The sequence below is a fragment of the Candidatus Microbacterium phytovorans genome, from assembly GCA_029202445.1.
Classification (GTDB): domain Bacteria; phylum Actinomycetota; class Actinomycetes; order Actinomycetales; family Microbacteriaceae; genus Microbacterium; species Microbacterium phytovorans.
In genome coordinates this window covers 1519230-1542701 of the sequence record CP119321.1, presented here as the reverse complement: position 1 = coordinate 1542701, position 23472 = coordinate 1519230, and the positions used below count along the sequence as shown (strand labels likewise).

At 70.2% G+C, this 23472-nt stretch carries 24 protein-coding genes; 19 read left to right on the top strand and 5 right to left on the bottom strand.

The genetic code is table 11. The features are described from left to right. Nucleotides 1-3: 3 nt before the first annotated feature. Nucleotides 4-483, bottom strand: a complete 480-nt coding sequence (locus tag P0Y48_07350; GenBank protein WEK12301.1) for a DNA modification methylase — start codon at nt 481-483, stop codon at nt 4-6. 169 nt (nt 484-652) lie between these two features. On the opposite strand from P0Y48_07350, the gene P0Y48_07345 reads away from it, so the two are divergent. The 3 genes from P0Y48_07345 to ispD all read left to right on the top strand — a co-directional run bounded on the left by P0Y48_07345 (nt 653) and on the right by ispD (nt 3790). Then, on the top strand, nt 653-1135 hold the full coding sequence (locus tag P0Y48_07345; GenBank protein WEK12300.1) for a CarD family transcriptional regulator: 483 nt from the start codon (nt 653-655) through the stop codon (nt 1133-1135). A 64-nt stretch (nt 1136-1199) separates the two neighbouring features. Next, nucleotides 1200-2492 (top strand): acyltransferase, encoded by a 1293-nt coding sequence (locus P0Y48_07340; protein WEK12299.1) that lies wholly within the window; start codon nt 1200-1202, stop codon nt 2490-2492. After that, on the top strand, nt 2489-3790 hold the full coding sequence (gene ispD, locus P0Y48_07335; protein ID WEK12298.1) for a 2-C-methyl-D-erythritol 4-phosphate cytidylyltransferase: 1302 nt from the start codon (nt 2489-2491) through the stop codon (nt 3788-3790). The genes P0Y48_07340 and ispD overlap by 4 nt, the downstream gene beginning before the upstream one ends. On the opposite strand, the gene P0Y48_07330 is transcribed toward ispD, so the two are convergent. Together P0Y48_07330 and P0Y48_07325 are read right to left on the bottom strand one after the other, a co-directional pair. After that, nucleotides 3745-4206: a GNAT family N-acetyltransferase gene (locus P0Y48_07330; GenBank protein WEK12297.1), complete on the bottom strand. Its 462-nt coding sequence runs from the start codon at nt 4204-4206 to the stop codon at nt 3745-3747. The genes ispD and P0Y48_07330 overlap by 46 nt on opposite strands. 52 nt (nt 4207-4258) lie before the next feature. Next, nucleotides 4259-5188: a DMT family transporter gene (locus tag P0Y48_07325; GenBank protein ID WEK12296.1), complete on the bottom strand. Its 930-nt coding sequence runs from the start codon at nt 5186-5188 to the stop codon at nt 4259-4261. Between the two features lie 39 nt (nt 5189-5227). Between P0Y48_07325 and cysS the strand changes: the two genes are divergently transcribed. Both cysS and rlmB read left to right on the top strand, forming a co-directional pair. Further along, nucleotides 5228-6646 carry a cysteine--tRNA ligase gene (gene cysS, locus P0Y48_07320; protein ID WEK12295.1) on the top strand — a complete coding sequence of 473 codons (1419 nt, stop codon included), beginning with the start codon at nt 5228-5230 and terminating at the stop codon, nt 6644-6646. After that, nucleotides 6639-7628 carry a 23S rRNA (guanosine(2251)-2'-O)-methyltransferase RlmB gene (rlmB, locus tag P0Y48_07315; protein WEK12294.1) on the top strand — a complete coding sequence of 330 codons (990 nt, stop codon included), beginning with the start codon at nt 6639-6641 and terminating at the stop codon, nt 7626-7628. Before cysS ends, rlmB begins: the two co-directional genes overlap by 8 nt. A gap of 24 nt (nt 7629-7652) precedes the next feature. Here the strand turns inward: rlmB and P0Y48_07310 are convergent, their stop codons facing one another. Both P0Y48_07310 and P0Y48_07305 read right to left on the bottom strand, forming a co-directional pair. Further along, on the bottom strand, nt 7653-8075 hold the full coding sequence (locus P0Y48_07310; GenBank protein WEK12293.1) for a RidA family protein: 423 nt from the start codon (nt 8073-8075) through the stop codon (nt 7653-7655). Between the two features lie 2 nt (nt 8076-8077). After that, complete coding sequence (locus P0Y48_07305; protein WEK12292.1) at nt 8078-9505, bottom strand: amidohydrolase family protein; 1428 nt, start codon at nt 9503-9505, stop codon at nt 8078-8080. A gap of 270 nt (nt 9506-9775) precedes the next feature. Between P0Y48_07305 and P0Y48_07300 the strand changes: the two genes are divergently transcribed. The 14 genes from P0Y48_07300 to P0Y48_07235 all read left to right on the top strand — a co-directional run bounded on the left by P0Y48_07300 (nt 9776) and on the right by P0Y48_07235 (nt 23418). Then, a complete protein-coding gene (locus P0Y48_07300) occupies nt 9776-10669 on the top strand; it encodes a cupin domain-containing protein (GenBank protein ID WEK12291.1) in 894 nt (297 codons plus the stop codon). Beyond that, on the top strand, nt 10666-11373 hold the full coding sequence (locus P0Y48_07295; protein ID WEK12290.1) for an SDR family NAD(P)-dependent oxidoreductase: 708 nt from the start codon (nt 10666-10668) through the stop codon (nt 11371-11373). The genes P0Y48_07300 and P0Y48_07295 overlap by 4 nt, the downstream gene beginning before the upstream one ends. A 40-nt stretch (nt 11374-11413) precedes the next feature. After that, nucleotides 11414-12799, top strand: coding sequence for a Xaa-Pro peptidase family protein (locus P0Y48_07290; protein ID WEK12289.1), 1386 nt, complete (start codon nt 11414-11416; stop codon nt 12797-12799). Between the two features lie 221 nt (nt 12800-13020). After that, nucleotides 13021-13887, top strand: a complete 867-nt coding sequence (locus tag P0Y48_07285; GenBank protein ID WEK12288.1) for a branched-chain amino acid ABC transporter permease — start codon at nt 13021-13023, stop codon at nt 13885-13887. Continuing rightward, nucleotides 13887-14984: a branched-chain amino acid ABC transporter permease gene (locus P0Y48_07280; GenBank protein ID WEK12287.1), complete on the top strand. Its 1098-nt coding sequence runs from the start codon at nt 13887-13889 to the stop codon at nt 14982-14984. Before P0Y48_07285 ends, P0Y48_07280 begins: the two co-directional genes overlap by 1 nt. Beyond that, complete coding sequence (locus P0Y48_07275; protein WEK12286.1) at nt 14981-16282, top strand: ABC transporter substrate-binding protein; 1302 nt, start codon at nt 14981-14983, stop codon at nt 16280-16282. The genes P0Y48_07280 and P0Y48_07275 overlap by 4 nt, the downstream gene beginning before the upstream one ends. Further along, on the top strand, nt 16279-17082 hold the full coding sequence (locus P0Y48_07270; GenBank protein ID WEK12285.1) for an ABC transporter ATP-binding protein: 804 nt from the start codon (nt 16279-16281) through the stop codon (nt 17080-17082). The genes P0Y48_07275 and P0Y48_07270 overlap by 4 nt, the downstream gene beginning before the upstream one ends. Next, complete coding sequence (locus P0Y48_07265) at nt 17079-17795, top strand: ABC transporter ATP-binding protein (protein ID WEK12284.1); 717 nt, start codon at nt 17079-17081, stop codon at nt 17793-17795. Before P0Y48_07270 ends, P0Y48_07265 begins: the two co-directional genes overlap by 4 nt. A 9-nt stretch (nt 17796-17804) precedes the next feature. Next, complete coding sequence (locus P0Y48_07260) at nt 17805-19481, top strand: amidohydrolase (GenBank protein ID WEK12283.1); 1677 nt, start codon at nt 17805-17807, stop codon at nt 19479-19481. After that, on the top strand, nt 19474-19947 hold the full coding sequence (locus tag P0Y48_07255; GenBank protein ID WEK12282.1) for a RidA family protein: 474 nt from the start codon (nt 19474-19476) through the stop codon (nt 19945-19947). The genes P0Y48_07260 and P0Y48_07255 overlap by 8 nt, the downstream gene beginning before the upstream one ends. Then, entirely contained in the window at nt 19944-21254 is a 1311-nt protein-coding gene (locus P0Y48_07250; GenBank protein ID WEK12281.1) for a Xaa-Pro peptidase family protein, read from the top strand. Before P0Y48_07255 ends, P0Y48_07250 begins: the two co-directional genes overlap by 4 nt. A 159-nt stretch (nt 21255-21413) precedes the next feature. Then, a complete protein-coding gene (locus P0Y48_07245) occupies nt 21414-22079 on the top strand; it encodes a helix-turn-helix domain-containing protein (GenBank protein WEK12280.1) in 666 nt (221 codons plus the stop codon). Between the two features lie 22 nt (nt 22080-22101). Continuing rightward, entirely contained in the window at nt 22102-22749 is a 648-nt protein-coding gene (locus P0Y48_07240) for a cupin domain-containing protein (GenBank protein ID WEK12279.1), read from the top strand. A 147-nt stretch (nt 22750-22896) separates the two neighbouring features. Next, nucleotides 22897-23418, top strand: a complete 522-nt coding sequence (locus tag P0Y48_07235; protein ID WEK12278.1) for a peroxiredoxin — start codon at nt 22897-22899, stop codon at nt 23416-23418. Nucleotides 23419-23472: the final 54 nt, after the last annotated feature.

Here is a 23472-nt window from a genome sequence, read left to right as displayed (position 1 = left end):
TGGTCAGCCGATGGCGGGAGCGGCGACCGGCACGAACTCGGCGTACTGCGGGAGGGTGCCGTCGAGCACGGGCACCGCGATCTCGACCCCCGCGCCGTCGCCCGACTGGAAGGCGATGTCGACGGTCTCGCCGGGCTTGACGCCGAGCGCGTCGATGAGGAGCGGGTCTTCGTCGACGCCGAGGCTGACCGCGGTGCGCGCGGGGACCTGCACGGTCGCGACGCGGCCGCCGACACCCACGTTGAGGGTCTGCGGCTCGTCGGTGTCGTTGACGATCGCAGCGACGAGGTTGCCCAGCGTGCCGTCTTCGTTGGCGATGACCATCGCGTTGCGGATCTTGAGCGGCCCGGATGCCGGAACGTTGACGCCGTCGGACGCGGAGTATTCGATCGTCGTCGCCTGCGGGGAGATCATCGAGCAACCGGTCGCGCCGAGCACGACGGCGACTCCGAGGGCGAGGGGCGCGAGGCGGCGCGAGATCACGGGTCCTCCAGGACTGGATGCGACAGGCTGACGAGTCCATCCTAGATCCGGTTTCGTGCAGACTGAAGCCGTGCGGGAGGCGCCGGGTGGGGCGTCGCCGAGGTCAGGCGGCGAACCTTACCCTATCTGCGCTGTGGTATCCTTGAGGTTGCCGAAAGGACATAACTGCATGCTTTTTGAGGTTGGCGAGACGGTCGTCTATCCGCACCACGGCGCCGCGACGATCATCGAGGTCAAAGACCGGATCATCAAGGGCGAGACCAAGAAATACCTGAAGCTCAACGTCACGCAGGGAGACCTCATCATCGAGGTCCCGGCGGAGAACGTCGATCTGGTCGGTGTTCGCGACGTGATCGGCAAGGACGGTCTGGAGAAGGTGTTCGACGTGCTGCGCGCACCGTTCACCGAGGAGCCCACGAACTGGTCGCGCCGGTACAAGGCGAACCTCGAGAAGCTCGCGTCCGGCGACGTCATCAAGGTGAGCGAGGTCGTCCGCGACCTGTGGCGCCGTGACCAGGACCGCGGTCTTTCTGCCGGTGAGAAGCGCATGCTCGCGAAGGCGCGCCAGATCCTCGTGTCCGAGATCGCTCTCGCGCTGAAGACCGAAGAGGAGAAGGCGTCGAGCGTGCTCGACGACGTCCTCGCCAGCTGACGGTCTCCCGTCGCGGCACCGCGCGTTCGCGGTGATTCCGTCGCGCGCCCGCCATGATGGTGCGATGAGCACTCCCGCCTCACCGGCGACGCGGCCCGATCTGTCCGATCGTGATCTGACGCTCGATCTCGCACGCGTCCTCTGCGTCGTGTTCGTGATCGTCGTCCACCTCCTGATGGTGGGCATCGGTCCGGGTCCCGACGGCCAGTTGGTCACGTCGCGGCCGGCGGAGCAGGAGCCGTGGTTCGACGCGGCGACGTGGGTCGGCCAGATCATGCCGCTCTTCTTCGTCGTCGGCGGCTTCGCCTCGGCGGCGGGCTGGGCGTCGTGGACGCGCAAAGGCGGGGATGCCGTCGGGTTCATCCGCACGCGCACCCTGCGCCTCGCGCAACCGGCGCTGCCCGTCTTCGCGTTCTTCGCGCTCGTGCTGGGCGCGACGACGCTGGCGGGCATCGCGCCCGACCTCGTCGCAGCGGCGGCGGTCGGCGCGGGATCGCCTCTGTGGTTCCTCGCCGCCTACCTCATCTGCCAGGCGCTCGTGCCCGTCCTGGTGCGCCTCCACGAGCGCGCACCGCGCGGCACGGTCGCCGTCCTGGCGGCGGGTGTCGTCGTGGTCGATATCGCGCGGTTCGCGACCGGTGTCACCGAGATCGGGCTGCTGAACCTGTTGTTCGTGTGGCCGCTGATCCAGCAGCTCGGGTTCTGGTACCGCGACGGCTGGTTCGACCGCCGCCCGACCGGCATCCTTCTGCTGATCGCGGCGGCGTGCGGTCTCGCGCTGTGGCCCCTGGTGGCCTGGGGTCCGTACTCGCCGTCGATGCTGGGCAACCTCAATCCGCCCACTCTGCCGCTCGTGCTGCTGGGGCTCGCCCAGGCGTGCCTGCTCCGGGTGCTGCGCCCCGCCCTCACCCGGCTCACGCGCGTACGCGCGGTGCAGGGATTCCTGTTCCTCCTGGGCACGCGGCTCATGACCGTGTACCTGTGGCACTTGCCCGTGATCCTCGCGGTCACCGGTGTCACCCTCCTCATCCCCGGCGCGGCACCGACGCCCTCCTCGGCGGCGTGGTGGTGGTCACGGCCGCTGATGTTCGTCGTCGTGCTCGCGGCCGTGCTCGCGCTCTCGGTCCTCATCGCCCGGTGGGAGGCGCTGGGCACGCTCGGCCCCTCGCCGAGCCCGGTGGTCGTGGGCATCGCGTGGCTGTGCGCCGTCGCGCCGCCGTTCGCCGTGATGCAGTGGTTCCTCGACCTGCCGCTCGCCGTCGGCGGCACCGTGCTGCTGACGGTGTCGGTCGTGCTGCTGCGGCATCCGCTCTTCGCCGCGCGGACGCGCGCCGCCTCGGTAGTGTCGAGGGCATGAGCAGCGCGCAGATCGCCCGTCCCCGCACCGCGATCGTCGTCGTCGCCGCCGGCTCGGGCACGCGCCTGGGCGCCGACGCCCCGAAAGCGTTCGTGGGCATCGACGCGCACACGATCCTCCGACACGCGCTGCGTGGCGTGCTGGCCGCCTCACCCGCGCAGATCGTCATCGTGGTGCCGCGCGACCGGGTGGGCGATGCGCGCACGGAGGTCGATGAAGCGGTGGCGGAGACGGCCGACGGTGCGTCGCGGGGCGACCTCGTGTCGGTCGTCGCCGGCGGCGACACCCGACAGCAGTCCGTCGCCGCGGGTCTGGATGCCGTCTGGCCCGACGTCGAGTTCGTGCTCGTGCACGACGCCGCACGCGCCCTCACCCCGCCCGAAGTGTTCGCGCGCGTGCAGTCCGCGCTCGAGGCCGGACGCGATGCGGTGCTGCCGGTGCTGCCGGTCGTCGACACCGTCAAACGTGTCGCGGGCGAGGAGGTCATCGCCCCCGTCGACCGCTCCGAGCTCGCCGCCGCGCAGACACCGCAGGGCTTCCGGCGCGACGTCCTCTTCGCGGCGATGGCCGAAGCCGACGGCGATCACACCGACGACGCCGCGCTCGTGCAGGCCGCCGGACACGTCGTCGTCACCGTGCCCGGCGACGAACGCGGCTTCAAGATCACGACGCCCGCCGACCTGGAGCGCGCCCGCGGCATCCTCCACAGCGGGCAGTCGACCGTGCGTGCCGCCGCCCCTCGGCACGCGGGCGCGTCGACCGGCGTGACGGTGCCGCGCGTCGGCATCGGGACCGATGTTCACGCGTTCGGCGGCGAGGGCGACCTGTGGCTCGCGGGGCTGCACTGGCCGGGCGAGACGGCGCTGCACGGACACTCCGACGGGGATGCCGTGGCGCACGCGATCGTCGATGCGCTGCTGGCCGCGGCGGGACTCGGCGACATCGGTCTGCACTTCGGCACAGATCAGCCCCAGTACGCGGGGGCGCATGCGGCGGCGTTCCTCGAACGCACGCGGGCGCTCGTGGCCGAGGCGGGATTCGCGATCGGCAACGTGTCGGTGCAGGTTCAGGCGCGGCGCCCGCGGTTCGCCGACCGCCGGGTCGAGGCCGAGCGGGTGCTGTCGGAGGCGCTCGGGGCTCCCGTCTCCGTGTCGGCCACGACGACCGATGGGCTCGGTTTCACCGGTACCGGCGAGGGTGTCGCCGCTTTCGCGGTGGCCCTCGTATTTCCTGTCGGTGTTCATGACGCGCGTCAGAGGACGCGCGTCATGAACACCGACAGCTGGTCGGGCCGGTAGTCGGCGAACGGACCGCAGGGCGCGAACCCCTCGCTCTCGTAGAGACGTCGCGCGGGAAGGAACCCCTCGTCGGCGCCGGTTTCGAGCCACAGCGAGCGGATGCCGCGCTGTCGCGCCGCATCGACGATGTGGCGCAGGAGCGCGCGACCCGCCCCGGTTCCGCGGAAGCGGTCGTCGACCCGCATCGACTTCAGCTCGCCCCGCTGCGGATCGAGCTGCTTCAGCGCCCCGATGCCGACGAGATGATCGCCCTCCCAGGCCGACCAGACCGTCACCGCCGGGTCTGCCAGCGCGCCCGGGTCGAGTGCGTGCACGCTCTCTGGCGGGGTGAGGTCGTGCATGCTCGCGAGGTGCGCGGCGATGAGGCGGAGGGTCGCGTCGCCGGTGAGGTCGTCGACGACGATGCGGAGAGTCACGGTCGTCAGGATGCCAGGCGCAGGTTTCGTCGGCGTTACCCGTCAGCCCTCGTCAGCCCTCGACGGCGAACGGCGCGGGGTCGCGCCGGCGTGCGCCCCACGCGAGGAGCACGAGGCCCGCAGCGAGGATGACGAGACCGCCGATCGCCAGCGGGCTCAGACGTTCGCCCAGCACCGCGATGCCGAGGATGCTGGCCGTCAGCGGTTCGGCGAGGGTGAGCGTCGCCGCGGTGGCGGCGGTGAGGCGCTCAAGGCCCCAGGTGAAGAGCGTGTACGCGACGGCGATCGTGGCGAGACCCAGCCACAGTGTCAAGGCGAGACCGCGAGGGTCGGCGACCCAGCCGATGTCGATGAACGGCAGCGCGAGCAGCGCGAAGCCCGCCGACCATGCGCCCATCGCCCCGGCCACGGTGAACGGGTCCCAGCCCGCGTCCATGAGGCGGCGCTGCGCATTGGCGAACACCGCGAACGAGGCTCCCGCGCCGACCGAGCCCAGGATGCCGAGCACATCGGCGCCCCCCGTGCCAGCCCCCGCGCCACCCGCCGTGCCGCCGACACCGAGCACGACGACGCCCACGGTGGCCAGCAGAGTGGCCCCCAGCCAGGTGGCCGACGGGAGGCGGCGCGTGAGCACCCACTCCAGGAGGCCCGCGAGCACCGGCGCCGACCCGAGCGCGATGACCGTGCCGACGGCGACCCCGCCGCGGGCGGTGCCGAGGAAGAAGAGCGGCTGGTAGGCGGCCAGGCACAGCCCGGTCAGCGCCATCAGGGCGACCGCGCGCCAGGTGGGCAGCGGATTGCGCCGCTCTCGCGTGCGCCGACGTGCGAGGGCGAAGCCCACCGCCGCGAGGGCGGTGCCGCCCACGACGAGGCGCATCACGCCGATCGACAGCGGGGTCGTGTCGCCCGGTCCCAGCGCCTGCGACGTGCCCGTCGTGCCGAACAGGACGGCGGCGGCGAGGACGGCGAGAACGGCGAGCACCCTACAGTTCTACCGGGTGCGCGCCGGTAGGCTGGTGCGGTGACGGTCCGGCTCTACGACTCCCAGGCTCAGGCGTTGCGCGACTTCGCGCCGCTCGACCCGACGAACGTCACCGTCTACGTCTGCGGACCCACCGTGCAGTCCGGCCCGCACATCGGGCACGTCCGCGCCGCGCTGAGCTTCGACATCCTCCGCCGCTGGCTCGCCCACCGGTTCGGGCGCGTGACGTTCGTCCGCAACGTCACCGACATCGACGACAAGGTGCTGACGAACGCATCGACCGAGGAGCCCTGGTGGGCGCTGGCCTACCGCATGGAGCAGGAGTTCACGCGCGCGTATGCCGCCGTCGGCATCCTTCCCCCGACTTACGAGCCGCGGGCGACGGCATCCGTACCGCAGATGATCGAGCTCATCGAGCGACTCATCGCCGCCGGGCACGCGTATCCCGCGTCGACTTCGGAGGCGGGCGGCGACGTGTACTTCGACGTGCGGTCGTGGCCGTCGTACGGTTCGCTCACGCGTCAGTCGATCGACGCGATGGAGTCGGCGACCGACGCCGACCCTCGCGGAAAGCGCGACCCCCGCGACTTCGCCCTCTGGAAGGGCGCCAAGGCCGACGAGCCCGCGTCGGCCGTGTGGGCCTCGCCCTGGGGGCCGGGGCGTCCCGGGTGGCACATCGAGTGCTCGGCGATGAGCCGCCGCTACCTCGGGCCCGAGTTCGACATCCACGGCGGCGGTCTCGACCTCCGCTTCCCGCACCACGAGAACGAGCTGGCCCAGTCGACGGCCGCCGGCGACCCGTTCGCCCGCTACTGGGTGCACAACGGCCTGGTCACCGTGGGCGACCAGAAGATGTCGAAATCGCTCGGCAACTTCCTGCTCGCCGACGACGTGCTCCGCGACCACGATCCGCTCGTCGTGCGCTACGCGCTCGTCGCCGCCCACTACCGCTCGAGCCTCGACATCACCTCTTCGTCGTTCGATGAGGCCGAAGCTGCCCTCGACCGCATCCGCACGTTCCAGCAGCGCGCGGCCCGCGTGCTCGGCACGCCGCACCCCCTCACCGCGGCCGACGTGCCGGCGGAGTTCGCGGCGGCGCTCGACAACGACCTGGGCGTGCCGCAGGCGCTCGCCGTCGTCCACGAGCGGGTGCGCGCGGGCAACAGCGCCCTGGATGCCGGTGACCGCGCCGGCGCGGCGACCGCACTCGTGCAGGTAGGCCGCATGACGGGGCTGCTCGGACTGAACCCGGTCGATCCGCAGTGGCGCACCGACACCGACGACGACCAGGCGGCGGCGCTCGACGCCCTGGTGCAGACGATGATCACCCAGCGTGCCCAGGCGCGCGAGAACAAGGACTGGGCGACGGCCGACCGCATCCGCGACGCGATCGCGGCGGCCGGCATCGCCCTCGAAGACGGTCCCGACGGGACCCATTGGAGTCTGAACGATGGCTAAGCCGGGAAACCCGTCCGCGGGCAAGGGTAAGAAGAAGGGCCCCTCGAAGGGCACCGGCGGGAAGAACCGCCGCTCGCTGGAGGGTCGCGGACCGACCCCGAGGGCCGAGGACCGCGCCTGGCATCCGGCCGGGAAGCGCAAGGCGGCCGCGGAGCGGTATGCCGCCGCCGGGGGCAAGGGCAAGCCCGGCAGCACGACCCGCTCCTCTGCGCCGCGCGCGAAGAAGGAGGACGACACCGAGTTCGTCACGGGGCGCAACTCCGTGCTCGAGGCGCTGCGCGCCCGCATCCCGGCGACGGCGTTCTACATCGCCCAGCGGGTGGAGATGGACGACCGCGTCAAGGAGATGCTCTCCACCGTCACCCAGCGCGGCATCCCCGTGCTGGAGGTCACCCGCCCCGAGCTCGACCGGATGGCCGGGTTCGACGGCGTGCACCAGGGCGTGGCCCTCAAGGTGCCGCCCTACGAGTACGCCCATCCGCAGGACCTGCTCGAGGAGATCATCGACCGCGGCGATCTGCCGCTCCTCGTGGCGCTCGACGGCATCACCGACCCCCGCAACCTCGGCGCGATCATCCGCTCCACCGCCGCGTTCGGCGGTCAGGGGCTCATCCTGCCGCAGCGTCGGTCGGCGAGCGTCAACTCGGCGGCATGGAAGACCAGCGCCGGTGCCGCAGCGCGGGTGCCCGTCGCCGTCGCCGCCAACCTGACGGCGACCCTCAAGGACTTCAAGAAGCAGGGCGTCTTCGTGCTGGGCCTCGCCGGCGACGGCGACGTGTCGCTTCCCGCCCTCGAGCTCGCCGACCGCCCGGTCGTCATCGTCGTGGGCTCCGAGGGCAAGGGGCTGTCGCGGCTCGTCACCGAGACGTGCGACCAGATCGTCTCCATCCCGATCTCACGGTCGACGGAGTCGCTGAACGCGGGCATCGCGGCATCCGTCGCGCTGTACCAGGTCTCGACGCTGCGATCCTCGGCCCAGTAGCGGGGCCGTAGGAGGCAGCGGCTGTCAGACGGCGGCGACGGCGTCGATCTCGATCTGGGCGCCGCCGACGAGCGAGTACACCCCGATGAGCGTGCTCGCGGGGAGGTCGCCTCCGCCCATGATCCGGTCGCGCACCGACCGCCAGACGCGCAGCCGCTCGTCGTCGAGCCGCGCGATGTAGACCCCCACTCGGACGATGTCCTCCGGAGCGGCGCCTCCCGCGCCCAGCGCGCGGCGCAGCTGCGCGTAGGCGAGTTCGACGGCCCGCTCGAACGAGGCCGGCGCAGAGCCGTCGTCTTCCAGGCCGACGACCCCCGAGAGGTAGAGCAGGTCGCCCGTGCGCACGCGGACGCTGTCGGAGATGCCCGGGTAGACGGGAGCCGGATGCCGGGAGATCCGCGCCGCGTCGCCGCCGGCCGGCATCCCGCCCCCGTCTCGTTCGGGCACGGTCACTTCTTGTACTGGTAGGGGTTGTACAGCACCTCGGACTCGGGGATGTCGGGGTGCTGCCCGGCGATCCAGTCGTCGCCGACCTCGCGCTCGAGGTAGGCGACCGTGTCGTCGAGCTTGGCGCGGACACCGCGGAGGTCGCCCGCGGTGACCTTGCCCTCCCACTTGACCACCTCGCCGCCGACGAGCACGGTGTGCACGTCGCCGCGCTGAGCCTGGTACACGACCTGACCCCACGGGTTGATGAGGGGTGCCCAGGTGGGGGAGTCCTCGTTCTTGAGCAGCACGACGTCGCCGAGCTTCCCGACCTCCAGCGAACCGATCTCGCCGTCCTTGCCGAGCGCCTGCGCGCCGCCACGGGTCGCCATGTGCACGGCGTCTTCGGCCCGGAGCTTCACGTGCGTGACCGTCTCGGCCGGCTCGAGCCGGTGCGCGAGATAGTGCTCGAGCGCCCGGTCGGCGTTGACGGTGGCCCGCATCGCCGAGAACAGGTCGGCGCTGAACCACACGCTCGTGTCGACCGAGAGGGACGTGGGGATGCCGTACTTCCGCAGCTGGTGGATGGGGGGATACCCCTGCCCGCACGTGTCCTCCGACTCGGTCGCGAGCGAGACGTTGCCCCCTGTCGCGGCGATCTTCTGGTACGACTCCGCGCTCAGCGACGCGGCGTGGACGTAGGTGAAGCCCTCCTCCATGACGCCCGCGTCGTAGGCGTTGCGGATGCCCCAGTCGTTGGTCGCGCCCCAGACACCGGCGTGAGTGGTCACGCGCAGCCCGAGTTCCTTGGCCACGCGGTAGGCCGCGAGTTCCGGGAACTGCTCGTCCTGGTTCGGCACGTCGAAGGCGATCTGGGTGCCGAACATGCGCGAGTCGTCGCGCGAGGCGATGAGCAGCCGCTGGACGGCGGGGTCGGCGGTCCACTCCCACGGAGACTGGTGGATGTTCCCGTAGGCGAACACGAAGCGCCCGGGGGAGGTGGCCAGCGCCTCGTACGCGGCTTCGCCGTGTTCGACGGTGCGCAGCCCGTGCGACCAGTCGACGCTCGTCGTGACGCCCGACTCGATGGCGTCGAGGGCCGAGATGAGGTTGCCGGCGGCGTAGTCCTGGGGACGGAACTTGGCCCCGTGCTGCAGGTAGTACCAGACGAAGTACTGCGTGAGGGTCCAGTCGGCGCCGTAGGCGCGCATGGCCGTCTGCCACATGTGCCGGTGGGTGTCGACCATGCCGGGCATGACGATGCCGCCGGTCGCGTCGATGACGAGCGCGTCGTCCGGGGCTTCGACCTCGACTCCCACCTCGGCGATGACGCCGTCTTTGACGAGGACGTCGCCGCGGGGGATGACGGTGTGCGCGTCGTCCATCGTGAGGACGATGCCGCCGCGGAGCAGGATCGGCTGGCCGGCGCGGGGGGTGGGTGTGTTCGACATGCTTATCTCCTTCGATCAGCAGCGCCCAGGTTTTTCAGATGAGGGTGTGTTCAGGTGTCGTTCCGCGTTTGTACAGTCGGGTCAAACGCGGGTGTGGCCCTCAGCATGACGCATTCACGCGAATATGGGAAGAGGTCGCTCCGGGCCGCTTGACAAGGCGGCGGACCTAGCGTTTACATTGAGTTTAGTGAGACTGAACACTCGGCATCCGAGAAGTCTCCCGCCGTCGCGAAGACGCGACGGCCGGTCACACGCTCGAGGAGGCAGCGCATGGCGAGATTCGTGGTCCGTCGTGCCGCAGAAGCGGACTATCTCGACCCGGGGCATCTCGCCCCCGGCGCCGTCGGCATGACCCGCTGGCGCGGCGTCGGCGAAGACGACGGTGCCGCCCACACCGACTTCGGCATCACCCGGCTGGCCCCGGGTGGACGCACCGACACCCACGTGCACTCCTTCGAGGAGAGCTTCCACGTGATCGAGGGCGAGGTCGTCCTCACGACACCCGAGGCCACCGTCCACCTCGTGGCGGGCGACTACGGCGTGCTCCCCATCGGCGTGCCGCACGCGTGGCGGGCCGTGGGGGAGACGGATGCCGCGTGGGCCGACCTGTTCACGCCTCCAGCCCGGGCGCGCTACGGCTCCGACACCTACCGCGTGCCCGAGCTGCCCGAGCGCGAGCCGATCCGCGTCGACACGCGCGACCCGCGCACGCGCTCCTTCGGCAACATCACGACCGAGCACATGAACCCCGGGCGGCAGTCGCAGGAACTGCTGGCCGTCTCGGCGAGTATGCGCACCGCGCTCCTGGTCTACAGCGGCATCACGCTGAAGATGATGGTCGACTCCGACCTGGGGGCGACTCTCGGCACGCAATTCATGGTCCGCTACGAGCCCGACGGCAAGGCCGGCCCTCACGACCACCCCCTCGAAGAGGCGTATCTCATCACCGAGGGCGAGGTGCGCGCGAGCTTCGACGGCGAAGAGTTCCTCCTCACGGCGGGCGACATCGCGTGGGCCGGCGTCGGCTGCGTCCACTCGTTCGAGGCGACCGGCGCCGAAGTGCAGTGGCTGGAGACGCAGTCTCCGCAGATGCCCCCCCGACACGCGTACCGATTCGTGCGTGACTGGCAGTACCTGGAAGAACGTCTCGAGGAGGAGATGTGAGCGGACGGACCATACTCGTCGCCGGAGGATCATCCGGCATCGGGCTCGAACTCGCGAAAGACCTCGTCGCCGGCGGCGACAACGTCGTCGTGACGAGCCGCAGTCGAGAAACGGCGGAGGAGGTGGCATCCTCGCTCGGCTCGGCGGCGACCGGCATCGCACTCGACGTCTCCGAGCCGGAGGGCATCGCCGCCCAGCTCGCCAACGTCGGGCGCCTCGACGGCCTCGTGCTGGCGGCGATCGAGCGCGACGCCAACACGCTGCGGGAGTACGACATCGCCCGCGCCCGGCGGCTGGTCACCCTCAAGCTCATCGGGTACACCGAGACGATCCACACGCTGCTCGACCGGCTGGAACCCTCGGTCGACACCGGGATCGTGCTCTTCGGCGGTCGCGCGAAGGATGCGCCCTACCCCGGATCGACGACGGTCTCCACGATCAACGGCGGCGTCGACGGGCTCATGAACACGCTCGCGCACGAGCTCGCTCCCATCCGGGTCAACGCGCTCCACCCCGGCATCATCGGCGACAGCCCGTTCTGGGCGGCCAAGCCCGAGGGCGTGCTCGCGGGCTACGAGAGCCGCACGCCCGGCGGCGCGCTGGCCACCATGGCCGACATCGTCGATGCCGTCCGGTTCCTGCTCTTCAACCGCGGGGTCTCGGCGCACAGCCTCAACGTCGACCGCGGCTGGCGCATCAGCTGACCGCCATCGTCCACGTCTCGATCCACGCAGGGAGAACATCATGAGCATTGCCACACGCGGAACGATGGGCGTCGACTGGGAGGCGCGCGTGAACTTCGAGCGCCTCCGCGACGAACGCCTCGCCCGGCTCCACGCCGAACTGGAGAGGTCGTCGCTCGGCGCCGTGCTCGCGTTCGACTTCTCCAACATCCGCTACGCCTCGGCGACGCATATCGGCACGTGGGCGATGGACAAGCTCATCCGGTTCTGTCTCGTGACGCGCAAGACCGACCCGATCGTGTGGGACTTCGGGTCGGCCGCGAAGCACCATGCCCTGCTGAACCCGTGGCTGCACGAGACGCACATGGAAGCGGATGCCGATCCGCACGCGCCGCATCACGGTGCCACGCGACCGCGGCTGGAGTCCGGTGCCCGCGCCGGCATCTCGACGCTGCGCGGCGCGTTCCCGCCCGACGCGGGCATCGCCGAAGAGGTCGCCCGCAAGATCAAGCGGGAGCTGGAGCGGTTCGGGCTCGCGAACGAGCCGCTCGGGGTGGACGTCGTCGAGCTGCCGATCCTGTTCGCGCTCCAGCGCGAGGGCATCGACGTCGTCGACGGCCAGCAGGTGTTCATGGAGGCGCGGCGCATCAAGACGGCCGACGAGATCACGCTGCTGACGACCGCGGCATCCATGGTGGATGCCGCCTACGACGAGCTCTACGAGTTCCTGCGTCCCGGCGTTCGTGAGAACCAGTGCGTCGGACTCGTCGCCAAGTCCCTGTACGACCAGGGGTCGGAGTACGTCGAGGGTGTCAACGCGATCTCTGGCGAGCGCTGCGCGCCGCACCCGCACGTCTACTCCGATCGCGCCGTACGCCCGGGAGATCCGGCCTTCTTCGACATCCTCCACTCGTACAACGGCTACCGGACGTGCTACTACCGCACGTTCGCGGTGGGCTCGGCGAGCCCGGCCCAGCGGGATGCCTATACCCGCTGCCGCGAGTACATGGACCGCGCGATCGCCGCGGTCAAGCCCGGCGCCACGACGGCGGACATCGTGGAACTGTGGCCGAAGGCGGAGGAGTTCGGCTTCCCCGACGAGGAGGCCGCCTTCGCGCTGCAGTACGGTCACGGCGTCGGCCTCTCCATCTGGGAGAAGCCGATCTTCTCCCGCCTGACGTCGCTCGATCACCCCGAGGTGCTGGAGGAGGGCATGGTCTTCGCGTTGGAGACGTACTGGCCCGCCGCCGACGGCTGGGGTGCCGCCCGCATCGAGGAAGAGGTCGTCGTGACGGCCGACGGCTGCGAGGTGATCACGAAGTTCCCTGCGGAAGAGCTCCTCGTCGCCGGCGGCGGCCGCTACTTCACAGTGAACGGTCCGCTGTCCGGCATCCGTGATTCGCAGTCGCACCTCAACACGCCCGCGGGGCGCGGCGAGTCCGCCTGACGGCTGCTCACGCCGGCGTCTGGGCGACGCGTGCGGCCTCGTGAGGAGGTCGTGGCGCGGCGCTCGGCGTGCCCCCCCTGCCCGGACTTCTTCGGCGCCATCCTCATGTGTGCACTGTTACTTGACCGTTGTGCAGTGTTACTTGACATAGTGTTCACAGCTTGCTTCACTGGGTCGCACCCAGGCAACTCCCCGACGATGTGGAAGGTCTGACAGATCGCGTGTTCGAACCCGTATTCCTCGCCCAACAGGTCCTCAACGGCCTGAGCTTCGGCGCCCTGCTGTTCCTCCTGGCCAGCGGCCTCACCCTTGTCTTCGGACTCATGCGCATCGTGAACATGGCGCACGGAGCGTTCTACATGCTCGGGGGCTACATCGGCGTCGTCATCGCCACGCTCACCGGCAACCTCCTGGTCGCCGTGATCGCCTCGATCGCCGCTGTCGCCATCACCGCGTTCCTCGTCGAGGTCGTCCTCCTGCGCTTCGTGCGCGGACAGGAGATGCCCGAGGTGCTGCTCACGATCGGCGTCTCCTTCGTCATCGCCGACCTCTGCCTCGCGTTCTTCGGCGGAGACCCGCAGAACCTCCCCAACTCGGTCCGCATCCCCGGGGCGCTCATGATCGGCGACTTCGCCTACCCCTGGTACCGCATCTTCGTCATCGGGCTGGCGATCGCGATCGGCGTCGCCCTCGCCCTCGTGCAGACCCGCACCCGTGTCGGTGCCGTCGTGCGGGCCGGCGTCGACGACCGCGAGATCATCAGCGCGATGGGCATCAACATCCGCTGGGTCTTCACCGGGATGTTCGTCGTCGGCGCGGCCCTCGCCGCCATCGGGGGCACGATCGGCGCCGGCATGCAGAGCATCCTCCCCGGTGTACAGAACGAGGTGCTCCTGTACGCGCTCGTCGTCATCATCATCGGCGGGCTCGGCAGTGTCGCGGGCGCCGCCGTCGGCAGCGTGCTCATCGGGCTCATCGACGCGTTCGCGAAAGCGTGGATCCCCGAGCTCGCCTACTTCACGATCTTCCTGCCGATGGCCCTCGTCCTCGTCTTCCGCCCGACGGGCCTGTTCGGAAAGGCTGCCTGATGAGCAACCGCATCGTCGAAACCCGCACCGTCCGCACCTTCGGGGCCCCGCGGCGCGACCGGGTCCAGCTCATGAACCTGGGGCTCCTCGGCGCCCTGCTCGTCGTCGCCATCGTGCTGCCCTACCTGGGAGTCACGGGCTTCGTCATCTCGCTCGTCTCGACCATCCTCATCGCGGCGACCCTCGCCGCGAGCGTCAACTTCCTCGCCGGCAACGGCGGCATGGTCTCCCTCGGTCACGCCGGCATCGCGGCGGCCTCCGCCTACGGCGCCGGCTGGGCATCGCGCGAGGGATTCGACCCCGGCATGCAGGTCGTCTTCGCGCTGGGGATGACGCTCGCGGCCTCGCTCGTCTACGGCCTGCTGTCGATGCGCACCAGCGGCATCTACTTCCTCATGGTGACTCTCGCCGTCGGCATGCTCATCTACGGCCTCGCCTTCCGGCTGTCGTCGGTGACCGGTGGGGAGAACGGCATCTCGGGCATCGAGCGCCCGGAATGGATGGGGTCCTACTGGATCTACTACTACGTCGTGCTGGCCGCGTTCGTCGCCGCCACCGCGATCCTCTACGTGGTCGGGAACTCGCCGTTCGGGGCGAGCCTGCGTGGCATCCGCGACAGTGAGAGCCGCATGCGCAGCCTCGGCTACAGCGTGCGATCGTACAAGCTCGGCGCGTTCATGATCTCCGGCACCATCGCCGGCCTCGCCGGCCTCCTCGCCGTCTGGCACACCCACTTCGTGAGCCCCTCGTCGGCCGGAGTCGACCGCTCCGTGCACCTCATCGTCATGGTCATCCTCGGCGGCGTCGGAACCCTGCTCGGTCCGCTCATCGGCGCGGCCATCGTCGTGCTCGTGGAGAACGTCCTCTCCAGCCACGTCGACCGCTGGCCCACGATTCTGGGACTCATCTTCATCCTCGTGATCCTCTTCGCCCGCGCCGGGATCGCCGGAAGCACGAGGAAGCTCTTCCGTCGCCTGCGCGCGCGACGCGAGTCCGCCGTCTCACCGCCGTCCCCGCCACCGCCGGGCCGGTCGGACACCTCCGTCACACCCGAGAACAACACCGCTGAACAGCACCAAGGAAAGGACCTGCAATGACGTCAATGAAGACACGCGGTCGTCGATCGGCGCTCGTCGCCGCCGGCATCGCGGCGGTCACCGCACTCGCCCTCACCGCCTGCGCCCCTCCCGGAGCAGCCGAACCCGATCCGACCTCCGGATCGAGCGGCGAAGCCGGGGGGAGCCTCAAGGTCGGCTACATCTCGCCCACGACCGGCAACTTCGCCGTCGCCGGCCAGGAGATGGTCGACGGCTGGAACCTGTACTGGGAGCTCAACGGCGCCGAGGTGAACGGAATCACGATCGAGACGATCGTCGAGGACGACGCGGGCAACCCCGAGACCTCGCTCACCAAGGCCCGCAAGCTGGTCGAGCAGGACGAAGTCGACTTCATCGTCGGCCCGCTCATCGCCAACACGGCCCTCGCTGTCGCGGAGTACACCTCCAGCGTCGGCATCCCGAACCTCCACCCCGTCGCCGCCTCCGACGACCTCACCCAGCGCAACGCGAACGACCTCACGGTGCGCACCGGATCGATGGGCGGTTCGCAGGCGAATTACCCCGGTGGCGAGTGGGCGGCGACCGAGGGCGGCTTCGACACCGCCGTGACCCTCTGCGCCGACTACGCGTTCGGCTGGGAGTCGTGCGCCGGGTTCGTCCAGGGCTTCACGCAGAACGGCGGCGAGGTCGTCGAGCAGATCTGGTTCCCGAACACCACGACCGACTTCTCGACGTACGTCTCCCAGATCCAGGCGGCGGGAGCCGACGTGGTCTACGTCGCGACCGCCGGCGGTGCTCCGGGACCGAACTTCCTCAACGCCTACCAGGGCCTGGGGCTGGACCCCGGCAAGCTCCTCATGAACTGCTGCTCGCTCGACCAGGGCACGCTGCGCGCGATGGGCGACCAGGTCGTCGGCGTCAAGTCGGTCAGCTACTGGGCGGAGGGTCGTGACAGCGACGCCGTCGCCGAGTTCATCGAGGCCTACAAGGAGTTCTCCGACGGGAAGGTCCCCGGCGCCTACGTCGCCGGCGGCTACATGACGGCGTCGCTCGTGGCATCCGTTCTGGCGGAGAAGGGCCTCGTCACCGGGGAGGAGCTCGTGAGCGCCATCACCGAGTACACGTTCGAGGACAGCATCTTCGGCCGCGTCTCGTGGGACGACTACAACAACATGGTCGGCCCGGTGTACGTGCGCGAAGTGACCGCCGGAGACGACGGCAACTTCTACAACACCCCCATCGCCACGTTCGAGGACGTCGATCAGTGGCTGGGCCGCACGCCCGAAGAGGCGCTGGCACAGCCGACGTACTCGCAGACCTTCCAGGGGCTCGAGTGACCATATCGGCAACGGCGGAGGCTCCGGACCCCCAGGGGTCCGGAGCACCCGCCCCCGCACTCACCGTCACCGGCCTGGGAAAGCGCTACGGCGGCGTCCAGGCCGTCGACGACATCTCGCTGACGCTCGCGGCGGGCGAACGGATGGGCGTGATCGGCCCGAACGGCGCCGGGAAGACGACGCTGTTCAAGATGATCGCCGGCGACGTGTCGCCGACGGTCGGAGCGATCGAGCTCTTCGGCCGCGACGTGACCCGTCTGGAGACGGCGCGTCGCGCGCGGCTCGGCGTCGGGCGCACCTTCCAGGTGTCCAACCTCTTCCGCGACATGACGGTGCTCGACAACGTCCGCGTCGCCGCGCGCGGCGGCTCGGGGCAGGCCCGGGTCTTCTGGCGCACGCAGGGACTGCGGGACGACGTGACGACTCGGGCGCTCGAGATGCTCGACTCGGTCGACCTCGTGGGTCGCCGTGACGACACGGTCGCCGACCTCTCGCACGGCGAGCAGCGGCAGCTCGAGATCGCGATGGCGCTCGTGACCGATCCGCGCATCCTGCTGCTGGACGAGCCGGCCGCCGGCCTGTCCGCGGTGGAGCGCACGACTCTGCGCGACCTCATCGAGGCGTTGCCCCGCACCCTCCCGATCCTCCTCATCGAGCACGACATGACGCTCGCGCTCGGTCTCACCGATCGGGTGATGTGCATGGAGAACGGGCGGCACGTCGTCACCGGCACACCGGCGGAGGTGCGCGAGCACCCCACCGTCAAGGAGATCTACCTCGGAAGGCGGGACAAGAAGTGAGTCTGCAGGTCACCGGTCTCCACGTCGGCTACGCGACAGCGGGCGTGCTCCACGGCGTCGACTTCGAGATCGGCGACGCGCAGAGCGTCGCCCTCCTCGGCCGCAACGGCATGGGCAAGACGACGCTCGTGCGCGCCATCTGCGGACTGCGCCCGCCGACGGTGACGGCCGGCTCGATCGTCTTCAACGGGACCGAGCTCACCAAGCTCCCTGTGCACCGCATCGCGCGAGCGGGTATCGCCCTCGTCCCGCAGGGCCGGCGGGTGTTCGGATCGCTCACCACGCTCGAGAATCTGACCGTCGTGCCGCGACGACGCCGGGCCGACGCGGCGGACCCGTGGAGCGTGGAGCGCGTCTTCGACTTCTTCCCGCGTCTGGCGGAGCGGTCCGGATCGATGGCCCGCTCCCTCTCGGGCGGGGAGCAGCAGATGCTCGCCATCGGCCGCGCCCTCATGACCAACCCGTCGCTGCTCATCATGGACGAGCCCAGTGAAGGCCTCGCGCCGAGCGTGCTCGACGTCATCCAGGACCGTCTGGAAGGGCTTCGCGCGTCGGGCCTGTCGATCCTCATCGCCGAGCAGAACGTGGACCTCGCGCTGGACATCGCCGAGCGCGTCATCGTGATCGACGACTCGGGCACGATCGCCTGGTCGGGGACACCCGCCGAACTGCGCGCGGACGACGTCCTGCTCGAGCGGCACCTGAGCATCTGAGTGCCCGACATGCCCACCGCTCCGCGCGCCCTTCCCCTCGTCGACCTCGTCCTCCGCGGCGGACGCATCACGACGTTCGCCGACCCCGATCAGGCGCCGGCCGAAGCCGAAGCGCTCGCCATCGCGGGCGGTCGCATCGTCGCGGTCGGCACCGATCAGCAGCTCGCACCCTACGCCGAACTGGCTGCGGAGGTGATCGAACTCGATGGGCGTCGCGTGCTCCCGGGACTCAACGACGCGCACATCCATGCCGTGCGCGGCGGCAACTCCTGGAGCGTGTCGCTCCACTGGGAAGGCATCCGTTCGATCCCCGAGGCGCTGGACACGGTCCGCCGTGCCGCCGAGCGGCTCCCCGCCGGCGCGTGGATCGCGGCCGTCGGCGGATGGCACCGTTCGCAGTTCGCGGAGGGGCGCATTCCGACGCGGGACGAGGTGGATGCCGTCGCGCCCGACCATCCCGTCTACCTCCAGGAGCTGTACGACCTGGGCGTGCTCAACACCGCGGGTCTGGCCGCCTGCGGCTACACCGCCGAGTCGCCCGACCCGCCGCGGGGCTCGATCGAACGCGACGCCGAGGGGCGCCCGACGGGCCGTCTGCGCGGCGTCGGTGCGTTCGCCGCTCCGCTCGCGCGAGCCCTCGCCGCCGGCGCCGCCGAAGCGGAGGAAGGCATGCGGCAGATGGCCGCGGAGTTCGCCCGGCACGGTCTGACGGGGGTCGTCGACGGCGGCGGACTGCTCATGACGCCGCGCGACTACGACGCGATCCGTGCCGTTCATCGCGCCGGTGCCCTCGGCATCCGTGCGCGGCTTTTCGTCTCGGCCTGGACCCGCGGGGGCGAGGTCGCCGACATCGAGGCGCTCACGTCGCTCGTGCCGGCCGACGCCGGCGATGGGATGCTGCGCATCGTGGGGGTGGGGGAGATCCCTCACCTCGGCTGCCATGACATGGAGGGGCTCGACCCGTTCACGGTGCCCGACGCCGCCTTCCACGAGCTCGTGGAGATCGTGCGGCTGTGCGCTGTGCGCCACTGGCGGATGAGCGTCCACGCGGTGCTCGACGCGACCCTCGGACGCATCCTCGACGCGTGGGAGCAGGTGGAGGAGGAGACCGGGCTGGTTGCCGGGCGCGGGTGGTCCATCGTCCACGCTGACGAGGCGAGCCGCGAGAACCTCGCCCGGATCGCCGCTCTGGGCGCCGGCGTTCTCGTGCAGAACCGTCTCGTGCTCAAGGGGGGCGACTACGTCGACACGTGGGGTGCCGCGGCGACCGCGCAGGCGCCGCCGCTGGCGACGATGCGCGAGCTCGGCATCGTGATCGGCGGGGGCACCGACGCCACGCGCGCGAACGCGTTCTCGCCGTGGGCGTCGATCTGGTGGCTCGTCACGGGCGGGACGCTCGACGGTCGAGGCCGCCGCGACGCCGCCCACCTGCTGGACCGCGCCGCGGCGCTCGCCTCGTACACGAGGGATGCCGCGTGGTTCACGGGTGAGCAGAGCCACCGCGGGCGTCTCGCCCCGGGGTACGACGCCGATCTGTGCGTGCCGACTCTCGATCCCTTCACCTGCGATGACGACGAGCTCGCCGGCATCCGCAGCGATCTGACCGTCCTGGGCGGTCGCATCACCCACCGAAACACCACCGACGCCCCGCGACGGGAGTCAGCAACAGGAGGACCAGATGAGTGAGATCCCCCCGCCGCGCCGAGTCGGCAACGCCGACGTCATCCACCACGAGGGATTCGACGCCGGCATCGTCAGCCCGTTCGTGCCGGCGATCCGCGTCGTCTCGCCGTCGAGGCTCGTCTTCATCAGCGGTGTGACCGGCGCGCCCGTCTACCACGACCACCCTCACGTCCCCGAGGTGTTCGACGCCATGCCGGCCGACGCGAAGGGGCAGGTCGAGAACGCCTTCCACCATCTCGACCAGGCGCTCGCGGCCGCGGGCTGTGGCCGCGAGGACGTCGTGAACATGATCCGGTTCTTCACCGACGTGGAGGCGGACCAGGACGTCGTGAACGCCCACCAGGCGGCGTGGTTCGGCGGTCACATCCCGACGAGCACCACCGTGCAGGTGGTGCGGCTGGCCACCGACCCGAGGCTCCGGTTCGAGTTCCACGTGGTGGCGGCGGCGCCCGCCGAGGATCCGGCATGAGCGGCCATCACGGCCACTCTCCCTCGTCGCGGCGGTTCGAGCGCCCCGTCGATCGTCCCGCCGGCGTGCGCCCCCTGGGGGCGCCCGGCATCATGGGCGTCGACTACGAGCACCGGGTCGACTTCGACCGGCTCCGCCGCTATCGGCTCGAGCGGGCGAAGGCGGCGCTGGAGGCGAGCGAGTGCGGGGCGTTCCTGCTGTTCGACTTCTACAACATCCGTTACACGACGCAGACGTGGATCGGCGGTGCGCTCGGTGACAAGATGATCCGTTACGCGCTGCTGATGCGTGGACACGAGCCGATCCTGTGGGACTTCGGGTCGGCCGTGCGTCATCACAAGCTGTACTCGGACTGGGTGCCGGACGAGAACTACCGGGCCGGCTTCCTCGGCTTCAAGGGGGCGGTCGCGCCCGAAGGCGGGGCCGACCTGATGAAGACGGCGGTCGACGAGATCGTCTCGCTGCTCGCCGGCGCGGGACTGGCCGACGCGCCCGTCGGCATCGACATCGTCGAACCGCCGTTCCTCTTCGAACTGCAGCGTCGTGGCATCCGCGTCGCCGATGCGCAGCAGCACATGCTCGATGCCCGCGTGATCAAGAACGCCGACGAGATCATGCTTCTCAACCAGGCGGCGGCGATGGTCGACGGGGTCTACCAGGACATCGCCGACAGGCTACGGCCGGGCGTGCGTGAGAACGAGATCGTCGCCCTCGCCAACGCCCGGCTCTACGAGTACGGAAGCGATCAGGTCGAGGCGATCAACGCCATCTCCGGGGAGCGGTGCAACCCTCACCCCCACAACTTCACGGACCGCATCATCCGTCCCGGCGACCAGGCGTTCTTCGACGTCATCCACTCCTACAACGGGTACCGCACGTGCTACTACCGCACGTTCGGCGTCGGTTGGGCGACGCCCAGCCAGCACGACGCGTACAAGCAGGCGCGCGAGTGGATGGATGCCGCGCTGGACGCGATCCGGCCGGGCGTCGGCAGCGATCAGGTGGCGGCGGTGCTGCCGCGGGCGGAGGACTTCGGGTTCGAGAACGAGCTGGCGGCCTTCGGGCTGCAGTTCGCGCACGGCCTCGGATTGGGCCTGCACGAGCGGCCGATCATCTCGCGGCTGAACTCGATGGCGGACCCCGTCGAGCTGCGCGCGGGCATGGTCTTCGCCATGGAGACGTACTGTCCGGCATCCGATGGCTCCTCGGCGGCGCGCATCGAGGAGGAGGTCGTCGTGACCGACTACGGCATCGAGGTGCTCACGCGCTTCCCGGCGCAAGAGCTGTTCGTGGCCGGGCAGTACTGACGTCGAGGCTGTGCTGGTCTCGGCGGGACTGTGGTGGTTTCGGCGGGGCGGTGCTGGTCTCGGTGGGGCGCTGCTGGGCTGGCGGCCCGGCGGGTCGCGCCGGAGTGTTCAGTCTCACGGCACAGGGGGGAGTAGGGTCGGACTCGCGAAAGGACGCTCATGACCGCAGAGCTCGGTGACCGCCTCCGGGCGGCGCGCACGGCCCAGGGCCTCAGCCTTCGCGCGACGGCCGCGCAGGCGGCGATCTCGCCGAGCCTGTTGTCGCAGGTCGAGACGGGGAAGGTGCAGCCGTCGGTCAGCACCCTCTACGCCATCGTGAGTTGCCTGGGCCTGTCGGTCGACGACGTGCTCGGGCACCGTCCGCCGACCGCGGCGCCGCCGAAGCCTCGGGTGCGCACCGATCCCGTGCTGCCGTTCGCGCAGGCGCCCGAGATCGTGATGCAGAACGGGGTGACGTGGCGGAGCCTCGCCGTCGGCGGCGACGAGGGGCTGGACGCCGTGCTGGCCACGTATCAGCCGGGGGCGGCGAGTTCGCTGGACGAGACGCACATGCGGCACGTCGGGATCGAGCACGGCTTCATCGTGCGGGGGGAGCTCACGCTCAAGCTCGAGTTCGACACGTTCGTGTTGCGCGCCGGCGACTCGCTGTGCTTCGACGCGCAGCGGCCCCACTACTATTTCAATGCCTCCGACGAGGTGGCAGAGGGCGTGTGGTACATCATCGGATCGACGCGCGCGGCGGGCGCGGAGGCTCCCGTCGACATCCGCAACGCCGTCGACGTTCTCGACGTGATGGGCCGGCTGCATGGGCGCAGTGACGGCTGAGGCCGACGGAGGAGGCGAGCGCATGAGCGAGCTCGAGACGCCCTGGAACACCGTGGGGGAGCGTGTCCGCGAGTTGCGGGCGACGCGTGGGCTCACTGTCCGTGAACTGGCGCGGCGCATCGGGGTGTCTGCGAGCCACGTGTCGCAGGTCGAGCGGGGCATCGGGTCGTTCAGTGTGCCGGCGTTGTATGCGGTGGCGGCCGAACTCGATGTGCAGATGCACGAGATCCTCGACCCGAAGACTCCGCTCTCGCGAGCTCCGGTGACGGCGTCGGTGCCCGCTGCGGTGGATGCGCCGGGCGATTTGGAGAGCTCGGGCATCGTGCAGCGCGCGGACCGGCATCCGTCCATCAAGCTCAGCTCCGGCCCGAGGTGGAGCCGGCTGACCGCCCGAGGCGAGGTGGATGCCGAGTTCCTCGAGGTGATCTACGCCCCGGGCACGGAAGCGCCGGCGGAGCACATCGTTCACGAAGGTCGCGAGTACGGCGTGATCATCTCGGGGACTCTCAGCGTGGAAGTGCAGGGGGAGGCGACCACGCTCGTTCCGGGCGACTCAATCGTGTTCGACTCCGCGATCCCGCATCGCTTCTGGAACGAGGGCGACGTCGAGGTACGCGCGATCTGGTTCGTGCGCGACCGTCACGCCCACGATCCCGTGCCGCACGCCTGAGGTGGGTGCGATGCCGGATGTAGACCGAGAGCGCGAGTCGGGCGGTGTCAGGGATGTCGCGGGGCCGCGGCGCGGGTCGGGAACGGGACGGCTGAGGAGCGTACGTCTGTGATAGCCGGAGATGCGCCCGAATTGATCGGGAGGCGGATGCCCTCCGTTGTGTTCCCCTCGACCACCGCGAGCGACCGTCCCCTGATCGAACTGACCGCCGATCCGACGGTCGTCTTCGTGTATCCGAAGACGGGGGATCCGCGGTCGCCGGACTCGGAGGCGTGGGCGGCGGTGCCGGGCGCCAAAGGGTGCACCGCAGAGGCGTGTTCCTTCCGCGATCTGCGTCGCGATTTCGCGGCGCTGGGTTGGAGCATCGTCGGATGCTCCTCGCAGACGACGGAGTACCAAGCGGAGGCGGTTGCACGTCTGCACCTGCCGTACCCCCTCCTGAGTGACACGGAGTTCGTTCTCGCGGACACCCTGGGGTTGCCGACGTTCGAGTTCGAGGGCACCCGGCTCTATCGACGTATGACTCTGCTCGTTCGCGATGGCGAGATCGTCGGCGCGATCGATCCTGGCGCTGATTCGACAGGTCACGTCGAGGACGTCCTCCGTGTTGTGCGCGCCGGTGTCGGCGACGGGCGCGATGGCACGCCGGATTCTGGCGCGGCGCTCTAGCGGGCGCGCGGCCAGCAGTGTTGCCAGCAGTCCGGACGGCAGTGGGGCGGGCGC

What these genes read in the sequence shown, in the direction of transcription:
- P0Y48_07345 (WEK12300.1), top strand. Translation starts at nt 653, where the DNA reads ATGCTTTTTGAGGTTGGCGAGACGGTCGTCTATCCGCACCACGGCGCC.
- P0Y48_07340 (WEK12299.1), top strand. Translation starts at nt 1,200, where the DNA reads ATGAGCACTCCCGCCTCACCGGCGACGCGGCCCGATCTGTCCGATCGT.
- ispD (WEK12298.1), top strand. Translation starts at nt 2,489, where the DNA reads ATGAGCAGCGCGCAGATCGCCCGTCCCCGCACCGCGATCGTCGTCGTC.
- rlmB (WEK12294.1), top strand. Translation starts at nt 6,639, where the DNA reads ATGGCTAAGCCGGGAAACCCGTCCGCGGGCAAGGGTAAGAAGAAGGGC.
- P0Y48_07305 (WEK12292.1), bottom strand. Translation starts at nt 9,505, where the DNA reads ATGTCGAACACACCCACCCCCCGCGCCGGCCAGCCGATCCTGCTCCGC.
- P0Y48_07300 (WEK12291.1), top strand. Translation starts at nt 9,776, where the DNA reads ATGGCGAGATTCGTGGTCCGTCGTGCCGCAGAAGCGGACTATCTCGAC.
- P0Y48_07290 (WEK12289.1), top strand. Translation starts at nt 11,414, where the DNA reads ATGAGCATTGCCACACGCGGAACGATGGGCGTCGACTGGGAGGCGCGC.
- P0Y48_07280 (WEK12287.1), top strand. Translation starts at nt 13,887, where the DNA reads ATGAGCAACCGCATCGTCGAAACCCGCACCGTCCGCACCTTCGGGGCC.
- P0Y48_07275 (WEK12286.1), top strand. Translation starts at nt 14,981, where the DNA reads ATGACGTCAATGAAGACACGCGGTCGTCGATCGGCGCTCGTCGCCGCC.
- P0Y48_07260 (WEK12283.1), top strand. Translation starts at nt 17,805, where the DNA reads ATGCCCACCGCTCCGCGCGCCCTTCCCCTCGTCGACCTCGTCCTCCGC.
- P0Y48_07255 (WEK12282.1), top strand. Translation starts at nt 19,474, where the DNA reads ATGAGTGAGATCCCCCCGCCGCGCCGAGTCGGCAACGCCGACGTCATC.
- P0Y48_07250 (WEK12281.1), top strand. Translation starts at nt 19,944, where the DNA reads ATGAGCGGCCATCACGGCCACTCTCCCTCGTCGCGGCGGTTCGAGCGC.
- P0Y48_07245 (WEK12280.1), top strand. Translation starts at nt 21,414, where the DNA reads ATGACCGCAGAGCTCGGTGACCGCCTCCGGGCGGCGCGCACGGCCCAG.
- P0Y48_07240 (WEK12279.1), top strand. Translation starts at nt 22,102, where the DNA reads ATGAGCGAGCTCGAGACGCCCTGGAACACCGTGGGGGAGCGTGTCCGC.
- P0Y48_07235 (WEK12278.1), top strand. Translation starts at nt 22,897, where the DNA reads ATGCCCTCCGTTGTGTTCCCCTCGACCACCGCGAGCGACCGTCCCCTG.